Origin of the sequence: Pseudomonas algeriensis (assembly GCF_048847255.1) — a bacterium.
In the GTDB taxonomy this organism is placed as follows: Bacteria; Pseudomonadota; Gammaproteobacteria; order Pseudomonadales; family Pseudomonadaceae; genus Aquipseudomonas.
Map to the genome: position 1 here is coordinate 1 of NZ_JBKKRK010000035.1, position 5,537 is coordinate 5,537.

A 5,537-nucleotide genomic window follows, 5' to 3' on the forward strand; every position below is an offset into this window, starting at 1 on the left:
CTGAGTTCGGGATGGGATCAGGTGGTTCCAATGCTCTATGGTCGTCAAGAAATTCGGTAGCCAGCGCGTGCCTTACGGTCACGTTCCAGCGAATGGGTATGTGATAGCGTGTTGCTTTGTGAGTATCTCGAACTTTCGGTTCGTTTCGTCTTCACAACACCGCAATCTGGCCTCTTTCGAGTCTACAAATTGCTTGGGTGTTATATGGTCAAGCCTCACGGGCAATTAGTACAGGTTAGCTCAACGCCTCACAGCGCTTACACACCCTGCCTATCAACGTCGTAGTCTTCGACGGCCCTTCAGGGAGCTCAAGGCTCCAGTGAGATCTCATCTTGAGGCAAGTTTCCCGCTTAGATGCTTTCAGCGGTTATCTTTTCCGAACATAGCTACCCGGCAATGCCACTGGCGTGACAACCGGAACACCAGAGGTTCGTCCACTCCGGTCCTCTCGTACTAGGAGCAGCCCCTCTCAAATCTCAAACGTCCACGGCAGATAGGGACCGAACTGTCTCACGACGTTCTAAACCCAGCTCGCGTACCACTTTAAATGGCGAACAGCCATACCCTTGGGACCGGCTTCAGCCCCAGGATGTGATGAGCCGACATCGAGGTGCCAAACACCGCCGTCGATATGAACTCTTGGGCGGTATCAGCCTGTTATCCCCGGAGTACCTTTTATCCGTTGAGCGATGGCCCTTCCATACAGAACCACCGGATCACTAAGACCTACTTTCGTACCTGCTCGACGTGTCTGTCTCGCAGTCAAGCGCGCTTTTGCCTTTATACTCTACGACCGATTTCCGACCGGTCTGAGCGCACCTTCGTACTCCTCCGTTACTCTTTAGGAGGAGACCGCCCCAGTCAAACTACCCACCATACACTGTCCTCGATCCGGATAACGGACCTGAGTTAGAACCTCAAAGTTGCCAGGGTGGTATTTCAAGGATGGCTCCACGCAGACTGGCGTCCACGCTTCAAAGCCTCCCACCTATCCTACACAAGCAAATTCAAAGTCCAGTGCAAAGCTATAGTAAAGGTTCACGGGGTCTTTCCGTCTAGCCGCGGATACACTGCATCTTCACAGCGATTTCAATTTCACTGAGTCTCGGGTGGAGACAGCGCCGCCATCGTTACGCCATTCGTGCAGGTCGGAACTTACCCGACAAGGAATTTCGCTACCTTAGGACCGTTATAGTTACGGCCGCCGTTTACCGGGGCTTCGATCAAGAGCTTCGCGTTAGCTAACCCCATCAATTAACCTTCCGGCACCGGGCAGGCGTCACACCCTATACGTCCACTTTCGTGTTTGCAGAGTGCTGTGTTTTTAATAAACAGTCGCAGCGGCCTGGTATCTTCGACCGGCGTGGGCTTACGCAGCAAGTGCTTCACCCTCACCGGCGCACCTTCTCCCGAAGTTACGGTGCCATTTTGCCTAGTTCCTTCACCCGAGTTCTCTCAAGCGCCTTGGTATTCTCTACCCAACCACCTGTGTCGGTTTGGGGTACGGTTCCTGGTTACCTGAAGCTTAGAAGCTTTTCTTGGAAGCATGGCATCAACCACTTCGTCACCCAAAGGGTAACTCGTCATCAGCTCTCGGCCTTGAGATCCCGGATTTACCTAAGATCTCAGCCTACCACCTTAAACTTGGACAACCAACGCCAAGCTGGCCTAGCCTTCTCCGTCCCTCCATCGCAATAACCAGAAGTACAGGAATATTAACCTGTTTTCCATCGACTACGCTTTTCAGCCTCGCCTTAGGGACCGACTAACCCTGCGTCGATTAACGTTGCGCAGGAAACCTTGGTCTTTCGGCGTGGGTGTTTTTCACACCCATTGTCGTTACTCATGTCAGCATTCGCACTTCTGATACCTCCAGCAAGCTTCTCAACTCACCTTCACAGGCTTACAGAACGCTCCTCTACCGCATCACTTACGTGATACCCGTAGCTTCGGTGTATGGTTTGAGCCCCGTTACATCTTCCGCGCAGGCCGACTCGACTAGTGAGCTATTACGCTTTCTTTAAAGGGTGGCTGCTTCTAAGCCAACCTCCTAGCTGTCTAAGCCTTCCCACATCGTTTCCCACTTAACCATAACTTTGGGACCTTAGCTGACGGTCTGGGTTGTTTCCCTTTTCACGACGGACGTTAGCACCCGCCGTGTGTCTCCCATGCTCGGCACTTGTAGGTATTCGGAGTTTGCATCGGTTTGGTAAGTCGGGATGACCCCCTAGCCGAAACAGTGCTCTACCCCCTACAGTGATACATGAGGCGCTACCTAAATAGCTTTCGAGGAGAACCAGCTATCTCCGAGCTTGATTAGCCTTTCACTCCGATCCACAGGTCATCCGCTAACTTTTCAACGGTAGTCGGTTCGGTCCTCCAGTCAGTGTTACCTAACCTTCAACCTGCCCATGGATAGATCGCCCGGTTTCGGGTCTATTCCCAGCGACTAGACGCCCTATTAAGACTCGCTTTCGCTACGCCTCCCCTATTCGGTTAAGCTCGCCACTGAAAATAAGTCGCTGACCCATTATACAAAAGGTACGCAGTCACCCAACAAAGTGGGCTCCCACTGCTTGTACGCATACGGTTTCAGGATCTATTTCACTCCCCTCTCCGGGGTTCTTTTCGCCTTTCCCTCACGGTACTAGTTCACTATCGGTCAGTCAGTAGTATTTAGCCTTGGAGGATGGTCCCCCCATATTCAGACAAAGTTTCTCGTGCTCCGTCCTACTCGATTTCACTTCTAAGATCCTTTCGCGTACAGGGCTATCACCCACTATGGCCGCACTTTCCAGAGCGTTCCGCTAAAATCAAAGAAGCTTAAGGGCTAGTCCCCGTTCGCTCGCCACTACTAAGGGAATCTCGGTTGATTTCTTTTCCTCAGGGTACTTAGATGTTTCAGTTCCCCTGGTTCGCTTCTTGCACCTATGTATTCAGTACAAGATAACCATCTTATGATGGCTGGGTTCCCCCATTCAGACATCTCCGGATCACAGTCTGTTTGCCGACTCCCCGAAGCTTTTCGCAGGCTACCACGTCTTTCATCGCCTCTGACTGCCAAGGCATCCACCGTATGCGCTTCTTCACTTGACCATATAACCCCAAGCAATCTGGTTATACTGTGAAGACGACATTCGCCGAAAATTCGATCTGGCTCTAAGAGCCACTCACAAATTTTACCTTAGCCTGATCCGTTACCAGTGAAAGTAACGTTCAGTCTATCTTTCTATCACATACCCAAATTTTTAAAGAACGATCTAATCAAAAGACTAGAAATCAACATTCATCACCCAGCGGATGGAATGCTCATTTCTAAGCTTTAAACGTTGGAACCAATCTGTAATGGTGGAGCCAAGCGGGATCGAACCGCTGACCTCCTGCGTGCAAGGCAGGCGCTCTCCCAGCTGAGCTATGGCCCCGTATCGCTACAGGGTACACCATGAAATTGGTGGGTCTGGGCAGATTCGAACTGCCGACCTCACCCTTATCAGGGGTGCGCTCTAACCAACTGAGCTACAGACCCAATCGTCTTCTTCAATGAATCAAGCAATTCGTGTGGGAGCTCATGGAGCCGCTGCTGTCGTCGATTAAGGAGGTGATCCAGCCGCAGGTTCCCCTACGGCTACCTTGTTACGACTTCACCCCAGTCATGAATCACACCGTGGTAACCGTCCTCCCGAAGGTTAGACTAGCTACTTCTGGTGCAACCCACTCCCATGGTGTGACGGGCGGTGTGTACAAGGCCCGGGAACGTATTCACCGCGACATTCTGATTCGCGATTACTAGCGATTCCGACTTCACGCAGTCGAGTTGCAGACTGCGATCCGGACTACGATCGGTTTTGTGGGATTAGCTCCACCTCGCGGCTTGGCAACCCTCTGTACCGACCATTGTAGCACGTGTGTAGCCCAGGCCGTAAGGGCCATGATGACTTGACGTCATCCCCACCTTCCTCCGGTTTGTCACCGGCAGTCTCCTTAGAGTGCCCACCATAACGTGCTGGTAACTAAGGACAAGGGTTGCGCTCGTTACGGGACTTAACCCAACATCTCACGACACGAGCTGACGACAGCCATGCAGCACCTGTCTCAATGCTCCCGAAGGCACCAATCCATCTCTGGAAAGTTCATTGGATGTCAAGGCCTGGTAAGGTTCTTCGCGTTGCTTCGAATTAAACCACATGCTCCACCGCTTGTGCGGGCCCCCGTCAATTCATTTGAGTTTTAACCTTGCGGCCGTACTCCCCAGGCGGTCAACTTAATGCGTTAGCTGCGCCACTAAGAGCTCAAGGCTCCCAACGGCTAGTTGACATCGTTTACGGCGTGGACTACCAGGGTATCTAATCCTGTTTGCTCCCCACGCTTTCGCACCTCAGTGTCAGTATCAGTCCAGGTGGTCGCCTTCGCCACTGGTGTTCCTTCCTATATCTACGCATTTCACCGCTACACAGGAAATTCCACCACCCTCTACCATACTCTAGCTCGACAGTTTTGAATGCAGTTCCCAGGTTGAGCCCGGGGATTTCACATCCAACTTAACGAACCACCTACGCGCGCTTTACGCCCAGTAATTCCGATTAACGCTTGCACCCTCTGTATTACCGCGGCTGCTGGCACAGAGTTAGCCGGTGCTTATTCTGTCGGTAACGTCAAAACACTAACGTATTAGGTTAATGCCCTTCCTCCCAACTTAAAGTGCTTTACAATCCGAAGACCTTCTTCACACACGCGGCATGGCTGGATCAGGCTTTCGCCCATTGTCCAATATTCCCCACTGCTGCCTCCCGTAGGAGTCTGGACCGTGTCTCAGTTCCAGTGTGACTGATCATCCTCTCAGACCAGTTACGGATCGTCGCCTTGGTGAGCCATTACCTCACCAACTAGCTAATCCGACCTAGGCTCATCTGATAGCGCAAGGCCCGAAGGTCCCCTGCTTTCTCCCGTAGGACGTATGCGGTATTAGCGTCCGTTTCCGAGCGTTATCCCCCACTACCAGGCAGATTCCTAGGCATTACTCACCCGTCCGCCGCTCGCCACCAGGTACAAGTACCCGTGCTGCCGCTCGACTTGCATGTGTTAGGCCTGCCGCCAGCGTTCAATCTGAGCCATGATCAAACTCTTCAGTTCAAACATCTTTGGGTTTTGAGAAAACCCTAAACTTGGCTCAGCAATCGTTGGTTACATCTTTGATTTCTCGCGGAGTAACTTGTGATGCTGATAATCTGTTGACTAGCAGTCTGACTCCACAAGCACCCACACGAATTGCTTGATTCAGTTGTTAAAGAGCGGTGGGTTGAGCCTTTCGTCTCAACCGAGGCGCGCATTCTACAGCGCCCCGTGTATCTGTCAAGCGGTTATTTTAAGAAGTTTTCAAAGTTTCGCTTGGAAATCCTTAACAACTTCAACCACTTGCGCTTTCGATCTCTCGTTAGCGGGAGGCGAATTCTACAGCGTTACTCGCTGCTGTCAACACCTCTTTTTTACCGCTTTCGACCGAGAGGATCGAACCGTCGATAGCGCCCAACAAACCGGCC

The 5,537-nt window shown here is 51.9% G+C and carries 2 tRNA genes and 3 rRNA genes; all 5 read right to left on the reverse strand.

Annotated features, from left to right (window positions below):
* A 5S ribosomal RNA gene (gene rrf / locus ACLK1G_RS25885) occupies positions 1-49 on the reverse strand; the annotation flags it as partial.
* 155 nt (positions 50-204) lie between these two features.
* A 23S ribosomal RNA gene (locus ACLK1G_RS25775) occupies positions 205-3,096 on the reverse strand.
* Between the two features lie 250 nt (positions 3,097-3,346).
* Positions 3,347-3,422: transfer RNA gene (locus ACLK1G_RS25780), tRNA-Ala, on the reverse strand.
* A 27-nt stretch (positions 3,423-3,449) separates the two neighbouring features.
* Positions 3,450-3,526: transfer RNA gene (locus ACLK1G_RS25785), tRNA-Ile, on the reverse strand.
* A gap of 65 nt (positions 3,527-3,591) precedes the next feature.
* A 16S ribosomal RNA gene (locus tag ACLK1G_RS25790) occupies positions 3,592-5,130 on the reverse strand.
* Positions 5,131-5,537: the final 407 nt, after the last annotated feature.